This window comes from Flavobacterium sp. FlaQc-28, from assembly GCF_044007415.1.
Lineage (GTDB): Bacteria > Bacteroidota > Bacteroidia > Flavobacteriales > Flavobacteriaceae > Flavobacterium.
Map to the genome: position 1 here is coordinate 40,623 of NZ_JBIPCM010000005.1, position 15,747 is coordinate 56,369.

At 34.2% G+C, this 15,747-nt stretch carries 10 protein-coding genes; 4 read left to right on the plus strand and 6 right to left on the minus strand.

Annotated elements, in window-relative coordinates; translation table 11 throughout:
* The first annotated feature begins 30 nt into the window (after positions 1-30).
* From ACHRVL_RS13915 to ACHRVL_RS13930, 4 genes are all read left to right on the plus strand, one after another.
* Positions 31-3,150, plus strand: coding sequence for an efflux RND transporter permease subunit (locus tag ACHRVL_RS13915; RefSeq protein WP_395413728.1), 3,120 nt, complete (start codon positions 31-33; stop codon positions 3,148-3,150).
* Positions 3,151-3,299: 149 nt separating this feature from the next.
* Entirely contained in the window at positions 3,300-4,574 is a 1,275-nt protein-coding gene (locus ACHRVL_RS13920; RefSeq protein ID WP_395413730.1) for a TolC family protein, read from the plus strand.
* Position 4,575: 1 nt separating this feature from the next.
* Positions 4,576-5,832 (plus strand): efflux RND transporter periplasmic adaptor subunit, encoded by a 1,257-nt coding sequence (locus ACHRVL_RS13925; protein ID WP_395413732.1) that lies wholly within the window; start codon positions 4,576-4,578, stop codon positions 5,830-5,832.
* Positions 5,833-6,036: 204 nt separating this feature from the next.
* On the plus strand, positions 6,037-8,034 hold the full coding sequence (locus ACHRVL_RS13930) for a heavy metal translocating P-type ATPase (RefSeq protein WP_395413735.1): 1,998 nt from the start codon (positions 6,037-6,039) through the stop codon (positions 8,032-8,034).
* 68 nt (positions 8,035-8,102) lie between these two features.
* Here ACHRVL_RS13930 and ACHRVL_RS13935 read toward each other — a convergent pair whose 3' ends face one another.
* The 6 genes from ACHRVL_RS13935 to ACHRVL_RS13960 all read right to left on the minus strand — a co-directional run bounded on the left by ACHRVL_RS13935 (position 8,103) and on the right by ACHRVL_RS13960 (position 15,538).
* Positions 8,103-8,501, minus strand: a complete 399-nt coding sequence (locus ACHRVL_RS13935; RefSeq protein ID WP_395413737.1) for a tautomerase family protein — start codon at positions 8,499-8,501, stop codon at positions 8,103-8,105.
* An 85-nt stretch (positions 8,502-8,586) separates the two neighbouring features.
* Positions 8,587-9,237 carry a VOC family protein gene (locus ACHRVL_RS13940; protein ID WP_395413740.1) on the minus strand — a complete coding sequence of 217 codons (651 nt, stop codon included), beginning with the start codon at positions 9,235-9,237 and terminating at the stop codon, positions 8,587-8,589.
* Positions 9,238-9,530: 293 nt separating this feature from the next.
* Positions 9,531-10,880 carry a DUF3526 domain-containing protein gene (locus tag ACHRVL_RS13945; protein WP_395413742.1) on the minus strand — a complete coding sequence of 450 codons (1,350 nt, stop codon included), beginning with the start codon at positions 10,878-10,880 and terminating at the stop codon, positions 9,531-9,533.
* A gap of 1 nt (position 10,881) precedes the next feature.
* A complete protein-coding gene (locus ACHRVL_RS13950) occupies positions 10,882-12,333 on the minus strand; it encodes an ABC transporter permease (protein ID WP_395413744.1) in 1,452 nt (483 codons plus the stop codon).
* A 189-nt stretch (positions 12,334-12,522) separates the two neighbouring features.
* Positions 12,523-14,811, minus strand: a complete 2,289-nt coding sequence (locus tag ACHRVL_RS13955; protein WP_395413746.1) for a TonB-dependent siderophore receptor — start codon at positions 14,809-14,811, stop codon at positions 12,523-12,525.
* Between the two features lie 31 nt (positions 14,812-14,842).
* On the minus strand, positions 14,843-15,538 hold the full coding sequence (locus ACHRVL_RS13960; protein ID WP_395413749.1) for an ABC transporter ATP-binding protein: 696 nt from the start codon (positions 15,536-15,538) through the stop codon (positions 14,843-14,845).
* Positions 15,539-15,747 lie beyond the last annotated feature (209 nt).

A 15,747-nucleotide genomic window follows, 5' to 3' on the forward strand; every position in this document is an offset into this window, starting at 1 on the left:
TCTATTTTCTCATGTCATTAAATATTTCAAATGCTAGATAAAATCATTCAGTTTAGTATACGAAACAAATTCGTTATACTACTATTTACCCTTGTTTTGATAGCTTGGGGAAGCTATTCGCTTAAAAAATTACCACTTGATGCCTTGCCGGACGTAACCAATAATCAGGTTCAAATTATTACAACCGCACCTACTTTGGCAAGTCAAGAGGTCGAACAATTAATTACATATCCGTTAGAGCAGGCTGTAAAAACAGTGCCGGATATCATAGAACTTCGCAGTATTTCCCGTTTTGGATTATCAGTAGTAACCGTCGTTTTTGAAGACGATGTCGATATTTATTGGGCTAGGGAACAAATATTTCAACGTTTAAAACAAGCCGAAGAAAATATTCCAGAATATGCAGGTTCACCAGAATTGGCACCAATTTCTACAGGTTTAGGTGAAATTTATCAATATGATGTTTATGCCAAAAAAGGATATGAAAAGAAATATGATGCCGTAAAATTACGAACCATTCAAGATTGGATTATTATTCCGCAATTACAAGGAATTAAAGGCGTAGCCGATGTAAGTACTTGGGGCGGAAAATTAAAACAATATGAAATTGCAGTAAACCCAAATACATTAAACAGTCTTGGTGTAACAATTACCGAGATTTTTGATGCCTTAGAAAAAAACAATCAAAATACCGGCGGTGCTTATATTGAAAAAGATCAATACGCATTCTTTATTCGTGGCGTCGGAATGGCTAAAGGAATTAAAGACCTTGGAAATGTAGTGGTTAAAAACCGAAACGGTTCTCCTGTTTTAGTACGCGACGTAGCGCAGGTACGCGAAGGCGTAGCGTTGCGTTACGGAGCATCAACTAAAGATGGTAAAGGCGAAATCGTGTCAGGAATGGTTTTGATGTTGAAAGGAGAAAATTCCAGCGCAGTTGTTGATCGTGTTAAAGAAAGAATGATCCAAATTAATAAAAGTCTGCCGGAAGGTGTTGTTGCCGAAGCTTTTATCGATCGTGGAAAATTAGTAGATAACGCCATAGGAACCGTTACAAAAAATTTATTAGAAGGAGCTTTAATCGTCATTTTTGTACTGATTTTATTTCTGGGAAATCTACGTGCAGGATTAATCGTCGCCTCTGTAATTCCACTCGCGATGCTTTTTGCCATTATTTTGATGAATGCCTTTGGCGTAAGCGGCAATTTAATGAGTTTAGGAGCAATCGATTTTGGGATTATTGTTGATGGTGCCGTGATTATTGTTGAAGCTTCTATGCATCATTTACAAAAACTCAAACGTAAAAAAGAACTTTCGCAGGAAGAAATGGACACTGAAATTTACAATTCGGCATCAAAAATTAGAAATAGTGCTGCTTTTGGTGAAATCATAATTTTAATTGTGTATTTACCAATTCTGGCTTTAGTGGGCACCGAAGGAAAAATGTTCAAACCAATGGCAATGACAGTTGGTTTTGCAGTTATTGGAGCATTTATACTTTCGCTTACCTATGTTCCTATGATGAGTGCTTTATTTCTTTCGAAAAAAACAGAACATAAAGAAAACTTTAGTGATAGAATGATGCGTTGGTTCGAGAATTTATACACACCATTTTTAAGCAAAGCACTTCAGTTTAAAAAAGTAGTTTTAGGAGCTTCTTTAGGATTATTTGTATTAGGCGTTATTGTTTTTCAGAATATGGGAGGAGAATTTATCCCTACAATCGAAGAAGGCGATTTGGCTATTAATGCTACAATTATGACAGGAAGTTCGCTTACGCAGATGGTTGAAACTACCACTAAATACGAGCAGATTCTAAAAGCTAAATTTCCTGAGATAAAAACAATAGTAACCAAAATAGGAAGTGGTGAAATTCCAACAGATCCAATGCCGATAGAAAGCGGTGATTTGATTATTGTTTTGAAAGATAAAAAGGAATGGAAAGGCAAGTATCACAATTGGGAAGAACTGGCAAATGCCATGAAAGAAGAGATGGAAGTAATTCCGGGAGCTAATATTGAGATTTCACAACCAATTCAAATGCGTTTTAACGAATTAATGACTGGAAGCAGAAGTGATATTGCGATCAAGATTTTTGGAGACGATTTGGAAATTTTAGATTCAAAAGCTGCCGAGTTAATTTCGAAGATTAAAAGCATTGAAGGTATTGGCGATTTAAAAGCGGATAAGGTGACTGGTTTACCGCAAATAACGATTAAATACGATTACAACAAAATCGCTTTATACGGATTGAATATTTCAGATATTAATCAAATTATTCGCTCATCGTTTGCAGGAGAAAGCGCTGGAAAAATCTACGACGAAAGCAAACGATTTGATGTTGTGGTTCGAATGGATGAAGATAATCGTGGTGATATTACTGATGTAAGTAATTTGTTTATTCCGCTTCCAAATGGGCAGCAGGTGCCGCTTTCACAAGTTGCGACAGTCGATTACGAGCAAGGACCTGTTCAAGTAGTTCGTGAAGATGGAAAACGCAGAATTACAGTTGGATTAAATGTGCGCGGGCGTGATATTAAAACGGTTGTAGAAGAGATTCAGCAAAAGCTTGATAAAAATTTCAAACTTCCTGCAGGTTATTATGTAACCTATGGCGGACAATTTGAAAATTTGGTTGAAGCAACAAAAAGACTTTCGATCGCATTGCCTATTGCTTTAAGTTTAATTTTAATACTGCTTTATTTCACATTCAAAAGTTACAAACAAGCACTTTTAATCTTTACGGCTATTCCTTTATCGGCTATTGGAGGTGTATTTGCTCTTTCGCTGCGTGGAATGCCGTTTAGTATTTCGGCTGGAATTGGGTTTATCGCTTTGTTCGGAATTGCGGTTCTTAACGGAATTGTTTTGATCTCGTACTTTAACCAATTAAAAACAGAAGGAATTTTAGATCCGCTGCAAAGAATCTTAATTGGAACAAAAACCAGATTACGTCCGGTTTTAATGACAGCAGCAGTAGCTTCATTAGGGTTTTTACCAATGGCATTATCAACAAGCGGCGGGGCAGAGGTACAAAAACCTTTGGCAACAGTTGTAATAGGCGGGTTGTTCTCTGCAACTTTATTGACCTTAATCGTTTTGCCTATTTTGTATTTAATGTTAGAGAGACTTAAACGCAGAGATAATTAGGAAATGAGAAAATTTGATAATTAGATAATTTGTTACTGTGTTTAGAAAATAATTTCTCTCTCAGATTATACAGATTGGCGGATTAATTAAAAGAATCAAAAAAAAGCTGTTCAATCTGCCAAATCTGCGAGAGGTAAAAAATAAAAAAAATGAAAAATTCAATATATAAAACCAGATTGAAAAAGCTTTGCTCCCGATGGCTATCGGGATCGCGGTTAAGTGCGTTTCTATTGGCGAGTAAAACGTTGTGGTTAATCACATTTTTACTGATAACCACACTGACATCAGCACAAACTAAAATATCTTTAGAAAAAGCAATTGAGCTTGCCAAATCAAACAATATTGATTTAAAAATTGCTGATAAGGAAATAGAAAAGCAAAAGACTTTACAAAAAACTGCCTTTCAGCCAGATCCGCTTCAGGTGCAATACCAAGGCGGACAGTTTAATAGTGCAGATTATGATCATAATGTTTCGGTGCAGCAATTTTTTCCATTAGGAAATATTACAAAAGCGAACAGACAATTGCAGGAAGAATTGGCAAAATTGGCAGAAAAACGTAAAGCTTTATCGTCTTATGAAATTGAAAAAGCAGTGACACTGGCTTATTATCAGTATTTATACGGAATTTCGATTCAGAAGTTAAATTCTGAGCTAAATGAGATTTATACCAAATTTCTAAAAAATGCTGAGCTTCGCTTTAAAACTGGAGAAAGCGGTAATATTGAGGTAATAAGCGCCAAAGCGAAAGTAAAGGAAATTGAAACTCAAAAAGAGCAATTGGTTTATGATATGGCAATTTATCAAAAGCAGCTTCAGTTTTTTGTTCAAACCAATGAAAATATACTGCCAGATGAGTCGACTTCGCTAAAGTATCCTTTTGTAGAAAATCAGGATTCAAAGGCTGAAACTATAATGACAGATCTGTATCAACAGGAGATTTCGGTTTTTCAAAAAGAAGCTAAAACATTTAAAGCCATGAGAACACCTAAGGTAGGTTTAGGGTATTTTGCCCAAACGATTGATAAAGTGTCTTTATTTCAGGGTTTTACCGCAGGGCTTCAGATTCCGATATTTGGAGGCGTAAATACAGCAAAAGCAAAAGCCGCGGAAATCAGTATTTCGCAGTCGCAATTGGCATTAGATAAAAACAAAATTATATTGAACCTGCAAAAAGAAGAATTACAAAACAACTTCAAAAAACAACAGAAGAATCTGGATTACTATCAAAATGAAGGTTTGCAATACGCCAATCAAATTATCGAAACTGCACAAAAAAGTTATGCAAACGGCGATTTGAGTTACTGGTCTTACATAAGTTTTTTAAATCAGGCAATTGATATTAAAAAACAACTTGCAGAAGCAACACACAGTTTTAATCAAAGTGCTGTCGAACTCCAATTTCCAACCATCAAAAACAATTAAAATGAAAAAAATATATAATTCTTTAACCGCAAAGTTCGCGACGATTTTAACGCAAAGTTCGCAAAGAAAAATTGCTTACAGCTTACTGCTTATAGTTTATAGCGGAATATTAATCTCATGTAATCCAAAAAAGGCAGAAGAAATAAAAGAAGAAGAAAAATCACAAACAGAAGTCGCATTAACAGAATCGCAATATAAAACGGTAGGCATTGAAACAGGATTTGTAGAAGATAGAAACCTGAATAAGGTTATCAAAGCAAATGGATATACTACAGTTCCTCCTCAAAATTCTGCTGAGGTTTCGACCTTAATTGGAGGAACCGTAAAAGATATTTATGTTTTAGAAGGAACATTTGTCAATAAAGGAAAAGTTTTGGCAACCATTCAAAATCTTGAAGTTATCGAAATGCAGGAAGAATATCATTCGGCAACAGCCAATATCGAATATCTGCAGTTAGAATACAATCGTCAGAAAACATTGAGCGACGAAAACGTAAATCCAAGAAAAACATTTCAGGAAGTAAAAGCCAAATTAGCAGCCGAAAGAGCCCGTGCACAAGCAGCAAAAAGCAAATTAGATGCTTTACATGTTTCTACAAAAGGAAGTTCACCTTTAGTACCAATTGTTGCTCCTATAAATGGTTATGTTGGGAAAATTAATATTGCCAAAGGTGCTTTTGCACAAACCGGAGTTTCTTTGTTTGAAGTAGTAGACAATAGTCAAATGCATTTAGATTTAAATGTTTACGAGAAAGATCTAGGTTCAATTTCAATTGGTCAGGTTATCGATTTTGTGTTAACAAATCAATCGAATAAATCCATTAAAGGAAAGATTTTCGGAATCAATAAATCATTTTCTAACGAAAGTAAAACCGTTGCTGTTCATGCCAAAATTGATCCAGCCGACGCAAAAGGATTGATTCCGGGAATGTATGTTTCGGCAAATATTAATATTGTTAATGCAACTGTTCCGGCTTTGCCAAAAGATGCTGTAGTTCGAAACGCCGATAAATACTTTGTTTTTGTGCAGGAAGAAACTCATGCCGAAGAAAAACACGAACATGCAGCAGGTGAAAAAGAAGAAGCTCACGAGAAAGAAGTTCATTTTAAAGCGGTTGAAGTAGTTCCAGGCACAACAGATTTGGGTTTTACAGAAATTAAGTTTGTTGGTGCCATTGAACCAGGAGCCAAAATTGTGACCAAAGGAGCTTTCTATTTACTGTCTGCCATGAAAGGCGGAGGAGAACATAGTCATTAGGTAATTTGCCATGATCCCGATAGCTGTCGGGATTAAGGCGCAAAGTTTTTTTAAAAAATCTGATGTGAAATAATCTCTGCTACTTTGCGAGATTAAAAACATTTTACTTAAGAGTAATTGCTGCAAAATGATTAAATTTAGGACATTATTTTAACGAAGTTTCAGAGAAACTTAAACCTGAAACTTTAAACCTGAAACACTATAATGATACATCAAGATAAAGAAATAAAAAGCACAAAAAATAAAGCAAAACCATCCTGCAGCTGTTCACATGATGAACCTGTACATTCGGATAATGACGGGCACGATCATGGACATGATCATGAACATAACAGCGAAGGAAGTTTGTTTAAAATGTTCCTGCCAGCCATCATATCCTTTGTTTTATTACTTATAGGAATTGGTTTTGATAACTATTTTCCTCAAACTTGGTTTTCAGGTTACGTAAGAATTGCTTGGTATGTTGCCGCTTATCTTCCGGTAGGTTTTCCTGTTTTGAGAGAAGCCTACGAAAGCATTATAAAAGGAGATGTTTTTTCGGAGTTTTTTTTAATGTGTATCGCTACAATTGGCGCATTTGCAATTGGAGAATATCCTGAAGGTGTTGCCGTTATGCTGTTTTATACCATTGGAGAAACATTTCAAGGTATGGCAGTCAGTAAAGCAAAATCGAATATTAAAAGTCTATTAGATTCACGTCCAGATGAGGTTACCATTTTTGAAAATAATATTGCTGTAAAAGTTAAAGCTTTTGACGTAAAAATTGGATCAGTTATCCAGCTTAAAGCGGGAGAAAAACTGGGATTAGATGGAGAGTTATTATCAGATACAGCTTCTTTTAATACGGCTGCTTTAACAGGAGAAAGCAAACCAGATACTAAAAAGAAAGGCGAAACAGTTCTTGCGGGAATGATAAACGAGAATACAATTGTTCAAGTAAAGGTTACAACTGCATACAGCGATAGTAAATTGTCTAAAATTCTAGAATTGGTTCAGACAGCTGTAACAAAAAAAGCACCTGCAGAATTGTTTATTAGAAAATTTGCCAAAATTTATACTCCAATCGTAGTTTATCTTGCAATAGCAATTTGTGTACTGCCAGCGCTTTTTGTAGATCATTATATTTTTAATGATTGGCTCTACCGCGCGTTAGTTTTCTTGGTTATTTCTTGTCCGTGTGCGTTAGTGATTAGTATTCCGCTCGGTTATTTTGGCGGAATTGGAGCTGCAAGTAAAAATGGAATCTTGTTTAAAGGCAGTAATTATCTAGACAGTATTTCGACGATTCAGAATGTTGTAATGGATAAAACTGGAACAATGACAGAAGGTGTTTTTAAAGTTCAGGAAGTAATTATTAATCCTGATTTTGATAAAAAAGAAATTCTGAATCTGGTAAATGTTTTAGAAAGCCATAGTACGCATCCTGTTGCAACTGCAATTCATAACTATGTGGGACAAATTGATTCATCGATTGAATTGAAAAATGTTGAGGAAATTTCAGGACACGGATTAAAAGCACTTTTTAACGGAAAGGAATTACATGTTGGTAATTTTAAACTCTTAGATAAATTTAACATACCATATAACATAGATCCAAGTTCAGTCGTTTACACGACAATAGCTATTGCATACGACAGAAAATTTGCGGGTTACTTGACCATTGCAGATGAAATTAAAAAAGATGCTCAAGAAACAGTTACAAAACTAAAAGCATTAGGTGTAAAAGTGACCATGTTAAGCGGTGATAAAACGAATGTAGTTCAATTTGTAGCTGATAAACTTGGTATTACAAATGCTTTTGGAGATTTACTTCCAGAAGATAAAGTTGATAAAGTAAACGAGATCAAAGCTAAAAACGAAACCGTTGCATTTGTTGGTGATGGTGTAAACGATGCGCCTGTTATTGCCTTAAGCACGGTAGGAATTGCAATGGGAGGTTTAGGAAGCGATGCCGCAATCGAAACTGCCGATGTTGTAATTCAAGACGACAAACCAAGTAAAATAGCAATGGCAATTAATATTGGAAAACAAACTAAAAAAATTGTCTGGCAGAATATTACGCTCGCTTTTGTTGTAAAGGCTTTTGTGCTGATTTTAGGTGCAGGCGGATTGGCAACAATGTGGGAAGCCGTTTTTGCCGATGTTGGAGTTGCCTTACTGGCGATATTAAATGCTGTAAGAATTCAGAAAATGAAGTTTTAAATTTTGAACTTAACATAAGTAAAGCCCAATTCAAGTAAATTGAATTGGGCTTTACATTTTTAATAGTGTTACTTTTTCAGATGTTTCTGTTCTTGGATTTCACCATTTCCAAAAGACCAATTTTCATGTCCATTATTTTCTAATAAAACAATAATAACATTATTGATTAAAATTGATGTTGTTGACGAAATTCTTGTGGCAATTTGATGATATAACTTTTTCTTTTGTTCTAAAGTTCTTCCTTGTCCAGCCGTTATTTGAACATAAATTATTTCATCAGAATGTGAAATTCCGAGATAACTTTCGGGATATTTTATTTGATGAGGTTCTAATTCTTCAATAACATGAAAATAATCATCTTTTGGAATATTAAACTCTTCCATCAAAGAGTGATGGATCGATTCTGAAATAGTATTTTTTGTTTCCTGAGAAAGTTTTTTGGGCAGACTGATTCGGACAAATGGCATTTTAAATATTTTTATAGTATTTGTATAGTGGTGTCAACTTTTTATAAAAATAATAAATTAATAATGAACTGAAATTTGAAGTTGGTTAAAATTTTAAATCAATAATCTTCCCATTGATTTCAAGTATAATATCTGTTTTATTGCTTTCAGAAGGAGTTTGGGTAGGATACCAATTTCGATTAGGTCTTACCATAATCAATAAACCTTCGTCATCGCCAAGTGCAGCAAAAGCTTCGCTGTTTGTGTTTTTAGTAAAGAAGTTTAAGTCGTGTTTTGTAATTAATTGATTCCCTAATTCTAGTGGATTTTCATTTACAATTCCAATTTCACTGACATTTAAAATAGATTTAGAACTGAATTCTTCTGTTTGTGAATTATTAAGATCATGTCTGGCAATGAACTCTAATAAATTTCCATTATTATCATAAAAATAAACGGCGTGAGCGTTCCAGTTTTCGAAATTGGTAATAACATTTTGATCTTCAATTATAATTAAATTAACTTTGGTTTTACACCATGCAATAGCTTCATCAAGTTTGTTTTCAGGAATATTGAAGGCAAAATGATATATTGAGTTGAAATCGCTGTTTTCAACAAATTTTAAAGTTGAATTTCCTGCTTTGATGACAATATATTCTGAATTTTTTTCGAGAATAGGAAGACCAAGAGTGTTTTGATAAAACAAGGCAGTTTGTTCAATATTATTGGTTTGAATTTGAATGTTTTGTAGTTTCATAAGTGGTGTTTTTATAAAGAATGCAAAGTATCTTTGCGGTTACATACAAATTTAAAAAATGAAAAACGTATTATGATTAATAGGCTATTTTATACGTCAATGCTAGAATAATAAATTGTTATAAGAATCTGCTTGATGCAATTAAAAAGAAGCTTTGTTTTTTTTTACCGCAAAGCACGCTAAGGTTTACGCAAAGTTCGCAAAGGCTTTATATAAAGCTTTACGAACTTTGCGCTTTTATAAAAACAGCATGAGATAAAATCTTAGCGTGCTTTGCGGTAAAAAAGAAGAAGTTAAATAAATGTTTTACGTTTAAAATTTCTCCAGGCAAAACTAATCAGCAATAAATTAAAAAGTAATAAGGGTAAAAACGCTTTTACAAAACTAGTTTCAGAGTTATCATTAAAAGTTTCAACTTTAAAATTCTCCCATTTTTCCTGATTAACTGGAGCATTGTCGAATATTTTTGGATAGAAATACAAACGCAGCTTTTCATGAAATTGTGTCGTTTCTTTTAAAAATAAAAGCTGATTTCGTAAATCTGATTTTGCGATTTCGTTTAACTGAATCTGAGTATGAAGCGTTGGAATAAACTGTGCCATAAATTCACCGGCATTATTGCGTTGCTGCAGTTTAGTTTCTAATTCTTTTGAATGAACAGCAGATTCATCGTCGCCCATTTGCTGCATGGCATAATACCAAAGCCAGCTGAATTCTTTTTCAGGAAGCGTATAATTTTTAAACTGCGGATAATGTTTGTAGAATTTATCCAGTGTTTCCTGCTTGTCCATATCCCATTTTTCGTGGTAAGCGTTTCTCTGTGTAAGCGTTAATTCTAAAGCCTCAGGAACTTTGTATGTATTGATGATATACGTATTAATTCCCGCAGGAAGAATAATAATCAGAAATAGCCAGATAGTCAATAGAATAACGGCATTGAAGTTTGAGTTTTTTTGCAGTGAAACAATAAAAAAACAAACGGCAAACCAAAACAATAGGTACAAAACAGAAATTCCGTAAAATACCATAAATGATTTGTCAATTGGAATTTGTAAAAAGATAACCGCAGCCAAAAGAATCAAAGTCAAAAGTCCGATTAAAATTAAAATTCGAACGTAGAATAGTTTCAAGATGTATAAAAAGGTATTTGGACTTTGTGTCGCCACAATTTTCCAAGTTCCAGATTCTTTTTCTTCGGAAATAATATTATATGAAAAAGCGATTATCAAAAGCGGAAATAAATACAAAAGCACAAAACTAAAATCGATATTTCCTGCTAAAAGGTTGCTGGGATTATTAAGTTCTGAATCGTATTTCTGAGCTTCCAAACCACGAATGGTAACGCTTTGAATGGACGGATTTACATCGCGCTGCCCAATCGACAAACTGTTTATAGGCAGTGTTTTATTAACCAATGAAAACTTGATGTAGTAGAGCAGAAGTCCAATTTCGTCTTGATGAAAAGCGGCATTTCTCGCTATATGTTCCTTTTGGTAAATTGCCGCTTCGGTAATATTATTCTGTTGTTTTTCCTGAAACTGATGTCCAATTAAAAGACTTATAAAGCCAATTGCGAGTAAAAAAAGCAATCCAATTTTGGTGCCTTTTGAACGGATAAAATTTTTAAATAAGAGTACTAACATATTAAATGGCTTTTAGGTTTTTAGCAGCAATTCTGATTAAAAGAAACAACAGAATTACCCATAAAAGAATAGAAATAACAGAGGCGATTTCGGTTTTTAAAACCTCCAGGATACTTTTAGGTTCATAATGAAATTCTTCAATATCAGCCCAATGTTCTTTGCTAATTGTTAAAGGCTTATCATTAAGCAGCGGCTTTTTATTACTGATGTATTTAATTTGTAAAGCATTCATTTTTTGCGCCATTTCATAACGATATTTCTCGGCTTGTTTCTGAAAATCGATGTACGAATCGTAATCTGTATTTGATAATCCCATCGAAAGATTTTTCATTGCGATGTAAGGATTTAGGAACGAAACGGCTTTAGAAAAACTATTTTGCTCAGCATAAATTTGTAGAAGATTTTCTAAATGTTTATTGTAAATATTCGAGCTGATTTTTTCGCCCTCAGTCATAATAAACCCAGAATAATTAAATGGAAGTTTTTGTACGGAATCGACTTTGTAAACGCGCAGTAAAGAATCTTTTATAGCTTTGTAATGCACATCATTTGGATTATGACTGTCGCCTTGCTTTAAAATATCTTTTTCGATATCGCTGTTAAACTGAATTTTTGAAGGTGCTTCATACAAATACGCTCCAATTGCCTGAGTTGTTCTTGGCAGAATAATGGTAAAAATCAACCAAATTCCAATTAAAGAAACCAATGCTTTTTTTGATGTTTGGCTTGAAGCCGAAATCAAAACGGCAACAACACAAAAGAACATTAGATAAATAAAATGGAATCCAATAAACAACAACATTTTAATCGATTCATCTGCCGAAATAGAGAAGTTTTGAAGTAGTAACCAAATTAAAACCAAAACAATAATGGTTGGAACAAAAAGCAGCATAACGACGCTTGCAATGCCTAGGATTTTACCAAACAAAAGTTGTTTCCAGCTGATTCCTTGACTTAAAAGGATTTTTAAAGTTCCGTTTTCCCTTTCATACGCCACAGAATTAAATCCAATAAAAAAGATTAATAACGGAAGCAAAACCTGCAAAACCATTGCAATACTGATTTCGCCAAAACGAAGCATACTGTTTGAGAATCCTGCTTCAGAGAAATTAGCTGTATTTTGTTTGTGCGCTTCAAGGAAAATAGCATTTCCAAAAAACGGTTCCATTCCAAATTCAAAAACACTTAAAGACGTACTTTTTCGAAAAGCAAAATTACCATAATGCGCCATTCTATGCGGGTTTTTGTCTGGATTTTTCAACCAGTCTTCGCGAGATTCATGCTGATATTTTTCGCTGGTTTCGTTTTGACTTTTGTAATTGTCCCAGCCGGAAAAAGCGGCAAAGAGGAGCAGAGCACCAATAAAAAGTGTAATTATATATATTGCAGCGTTTTTAAAAACAGAGTTCTTAAAATGTTTAGCAATAAGTATTTCGTTGTGTAATAATTTCATATTAATTAAAATTTACCTGTTGAGTGTAATGTTTAAACACATAGAAACATAGCTTTTGGTTGATTTTTAAAAGGCGTTTCACTTGTATAAATTCATATAGCTATGTGTTAGAAACAAGTTTCTTTCAATTACTTTCTGTAATAAAAAAATCTATGTTTCTATGTGTTTAAATGTTTTTACCTCAACGAATTAAAATTTATAAGTTACAGTAAGGCTGGCATTTCTAGGACTTCCTGGAAACAAACGCAAATAATTCTGCGCACCAAGCCAATAGGTTTTGTTTAATAAATTGCCTGCATTTACAGCAATCTGTACATTACTTTTACTTGGTTTGTAGAACAAAGCAGCATCAAAAATGGTAAAATCAGGCAGTGTAAAATCTCTTGTAAACCAAGGCACTTTACTGCTTTGATATTGAACTCCAAAACCAATTCCGAGATCTTTTAAAACAGAATCAGAAGCAAAGTTGTAACGTGTCCATAAATTGGCGCTGTTTTTTGGTGTATTCTGTTTTCTGGCACCAATTAATGCAGGATTATTGTCTCGAATAATTTCGGCATCGATATAACTATATGAAACATTAATCTGCCAGTCAGCCGTAATATAGCCCGCAAGATCACACTCAAAACCGCGGCTGCGTTCAGCACCTCGAGTCACCAATAAATCAGGATTTGCAGGATCATTAGCATTCATTAAAATATTGCGCTGATTGATTTCGTAAATCGCGGCGTTGAAACTCATCGAATTATTTAAAAAAGTAGTTTTTATTCCCACTTCTTTCAAATCACTTTCAAGCGGATCAAATAAACTTCCAGCAGGCAAAGTCCCTGTTTGCGGCATTAAAGTGACCGTGTTCGACTGCGGCTGATAACCTTCAAGATAAGTTGTATAAACATTAATCGCGTCGTTTACCGCATACGTGATTCCAACTCTTGGTAATAAAGCCGATTTTTTTACTTTTAATTCCTTATTAGTGTCATAATTCGTAATGTCTTCAAACCATTCATTTCTCAGTCCTAATAAAAAAGTAAATTTTTCCCATTGTATTTGATCTTGAATATAAACCGCATTTGTAGTTGTTAAGGCAGATGGAAGAGCGGTTCGAACATTTAAAGTATAATCGTTAGGACTTGTGATTTTATAAGTAGGATTGCCCAAATTAAAATAATCAACATTTGGTTTAGGCATCACTACGCCGTCAATGGTAACCGTTTGGTAATTTGCTGCATTTGCTGCAACAAAAGTACCTGCAACCGTTCCGTCTTTCAACAAATAACCTCTTGCCGCATTTTGTCCGCCGCCTTTGTTCTTATTCCAGCTGCTTAAATCGTAACCCGTTAGCAGTTTGTGTTTTAATTTTCCTGTTTTAAAATTAAAATTAAAATAAGCACTTAAGTTGTCAATATCCCAATTTTGCAGACGTTGCACAAACTGCATCATGGCCAGATTGGTAACAGGTTTATTGTTCATATCAACGGCAAAAGCATTTGTAGTTCTATGCTCCTGAAGATCTTCTGTCCAGGTTTGTTTCATGTAAACAGCATTAAAACCAATTTTCGAACTGAATTTATGGGCAAAATTGGTTGTCAAGATCATTTCTTTCGATTTAAAGAAATCACTCGGTGCGCCAAGATTTAAGCTTATCGGAGTTTTATTCAGACTTGTTTTTCCTGCAACAGCGCCAAAGATAGGCTGACCTCTGTCTAGAATTCCTGTCATATTACTTAAAATCAATTCTGTATTAATAGCCGTTTTTTCGTTTGGGATATAACTAAAAGAAGGAGAGAATAAGAACGATTTGTTGTTAACTAAATCACGAAATGATTTTGCCTGCTGATAGGCTCCGTTTACACGATATAGAAGTGTTTTTGATTCGTTTAAAGGACCAGTAAAATCCAAAGTTCCTCGTAAAGTGCTGAAACTTCCAACGCTCAAACTGACTTCTTTTCTGTCTATCGCCAATGGTTTTTTTGTTACTAAATTGATGCTTCCGCCTGGATCTACAGATGAAAATGTTGCACTCGACGGCCCTTTTATAACTTCAACACGTTCTATATTACTCGTTAAAGGTTGTAAAAAGTAGTATTGGCGTGTTCGCATTCCGTTAATAATCTGACCTTCTTCGTTTTGACTTATTCCTCGAATGGTATATTGATTGTAATAACTCGCAGGAATAACGCCGCTTGACATTTTTACTGCATCGGCTAGATAAAACGCCGCTTTATCAGCAATTAACTCTTTAGTTATTGTCGAAATAGACTGCGGAATATCTTTGTTTAAAGCGGCAATTTTTGTTGCAGCAAACGAGTAATCGCTGTTGTATTTTTTGGTTGAGCGGCCTACAATTTCGACCGTTTGCAATTCATTTCGTTTGATAGAATCGGGAGCGATTGTGTCTTTTGACTTTTTAATAACCGTTTGCGATTGAATAATATGTGTACCAATTATTAAAAATAAAAGGATAAATAAATGTTTCATTTTTTTAGTTTAATGGAAATTCTATTTCCTTTTATACAGTTTGTAAATACAGATTTTCAAGTTCATTTGCAGATATTTTGTCAGCTTCGATTACCGTAACCAAGTTTCCTTGTTTCATGATTCCAATGTGTGAAGCTATTTCTCTGGCTCTGAAAATGTCGTGCGTTGCCATCAAAATAGCGGTTCCATCTGCAGAAAGTTCTTTTAAAATCTGCGAAAATTCATTAGAAGCCTTTGGATCTAGACCGCTCGTAGGCTCATCTAACAAAAGCACTTTTGCTTTTTTGGCAATGGCAATGGCAATTCCAACTTTCTGACGCATTCCTTTAGAATAACCTCCTAAATCTTTGTTGTGCGCCGTTGTTTGCAAACCCGCTTTTGTTAAAAAGTATGTCAGTTCTCCCGTAGAATATTTGAATCCAGCCAGAGACGAAAAGAATTTTAGGTTTTCTAAACCGCTTAGATTAGGATATAACATAACCGTTTCAGGAATATAGGCTACATGTTTTTTTGTTTCCTGCGTATTTTCTGTAACCGAAATATTATTGATTAGCAGCTCGCCGTCTGTAGGTTCAATAAATCCAAGAAAAAGATTAATTGTTGTCGTTTTTCCTGCACCATTTTGACCTAAAAGAGCAAAAATTTCACCCTCTTTTATTGTTAGATTTAATTTGTTCAAAGCAATATTATCACCATATTTTTTGGTAAGATTCTCGGCTGTCAGCATAATTTTTTTATGTATTTGGATGGATTATTTTGATTTTTGATATAGAAGCTTCGAGCTGATACGTTTTTGTAAAAGCTTGATTTTTTAGTTCTTAATAACAAATGTGAAGGTTGTTTACGAAAATTGATTATTCAGATGTTTGAACTGATTTAAGAACAAAACAGCTCAAATAATGACATAATAATAAAATGCGATTTTGCTTATTTACA

Bases quoted from the DNA above. Each gene is read 5' to 3' on its own strand.
- ACHRVL_RS13950 (WP_395413744.1), bottom strand. From the start codon at position 12,333: ATGAAATTATTACACAACGAAATACTTATTGCTAAACATTTTAAGAAC.
- ACHRVL_RS13945 (WP_395413742.1), bottom strand. From the start codon at position 10,880: ATGTTAGTACTCTTATTTAAAAATTTTATCCGTTCAAAAGGCACCAAA.
- ACHRVL_RS13955 (WP_395413746.1), bottom strand. From the start codon at position 14,811: ATGAAACATTTATTTATCCTTTTATTTTTAATAATTGGTACACATATT.
- ACHRVL_RS13920 (WP_395413730.1), top strand. From the start codon at position 3,300: ATGAAAAATTCAATATATAAAACCAGATTGAAAAAGCTTTGCTCCCGA.
- ACHRVL_RS13915 (WP_395413728.1), top strand. From the start codon at position 31: ATGCTAGATAAAATCATTCAGTTTAGTATACGAAACAAATTCGTTATA.
- ACHRVL_RS13925 (WP_395413732.1), top strand. From the start codon at position 4,576: ATGAAAAAAATATATAATTCTTTAACCGCAAAGTTCGCGACGATTTTA.
- ACHRVL_RS13935 (WP_395413737.1), bottom strand. From the start codon at position 8,501: ATGCCATTTGTCCGAATCAGTCTGCCCAAAAAACTTTCTCAGGAAACA.
- ACHRVL_RS13930 (WP_395413735.1), top strand. From the start codon at position 6,037: ATGATACATCAAGATAAAGAAATAAAAAGCACAAAAAATAAAGCAAAA.
- ACHRVL_RS13960 (WP_395413749.1), bottom strand. From the start codon at position 15,538: ATGCTGACAGCCGAGAATCTTACCAAAAAATATGGTGATAATATTGCT.
- ACHRVL_RS13940 (WP_395413740.1), bottom strand. From the start codon at position 9,237: ATGAAACTACAAAACATTCAAATTCAAACCAATAATATTGAACAAACT.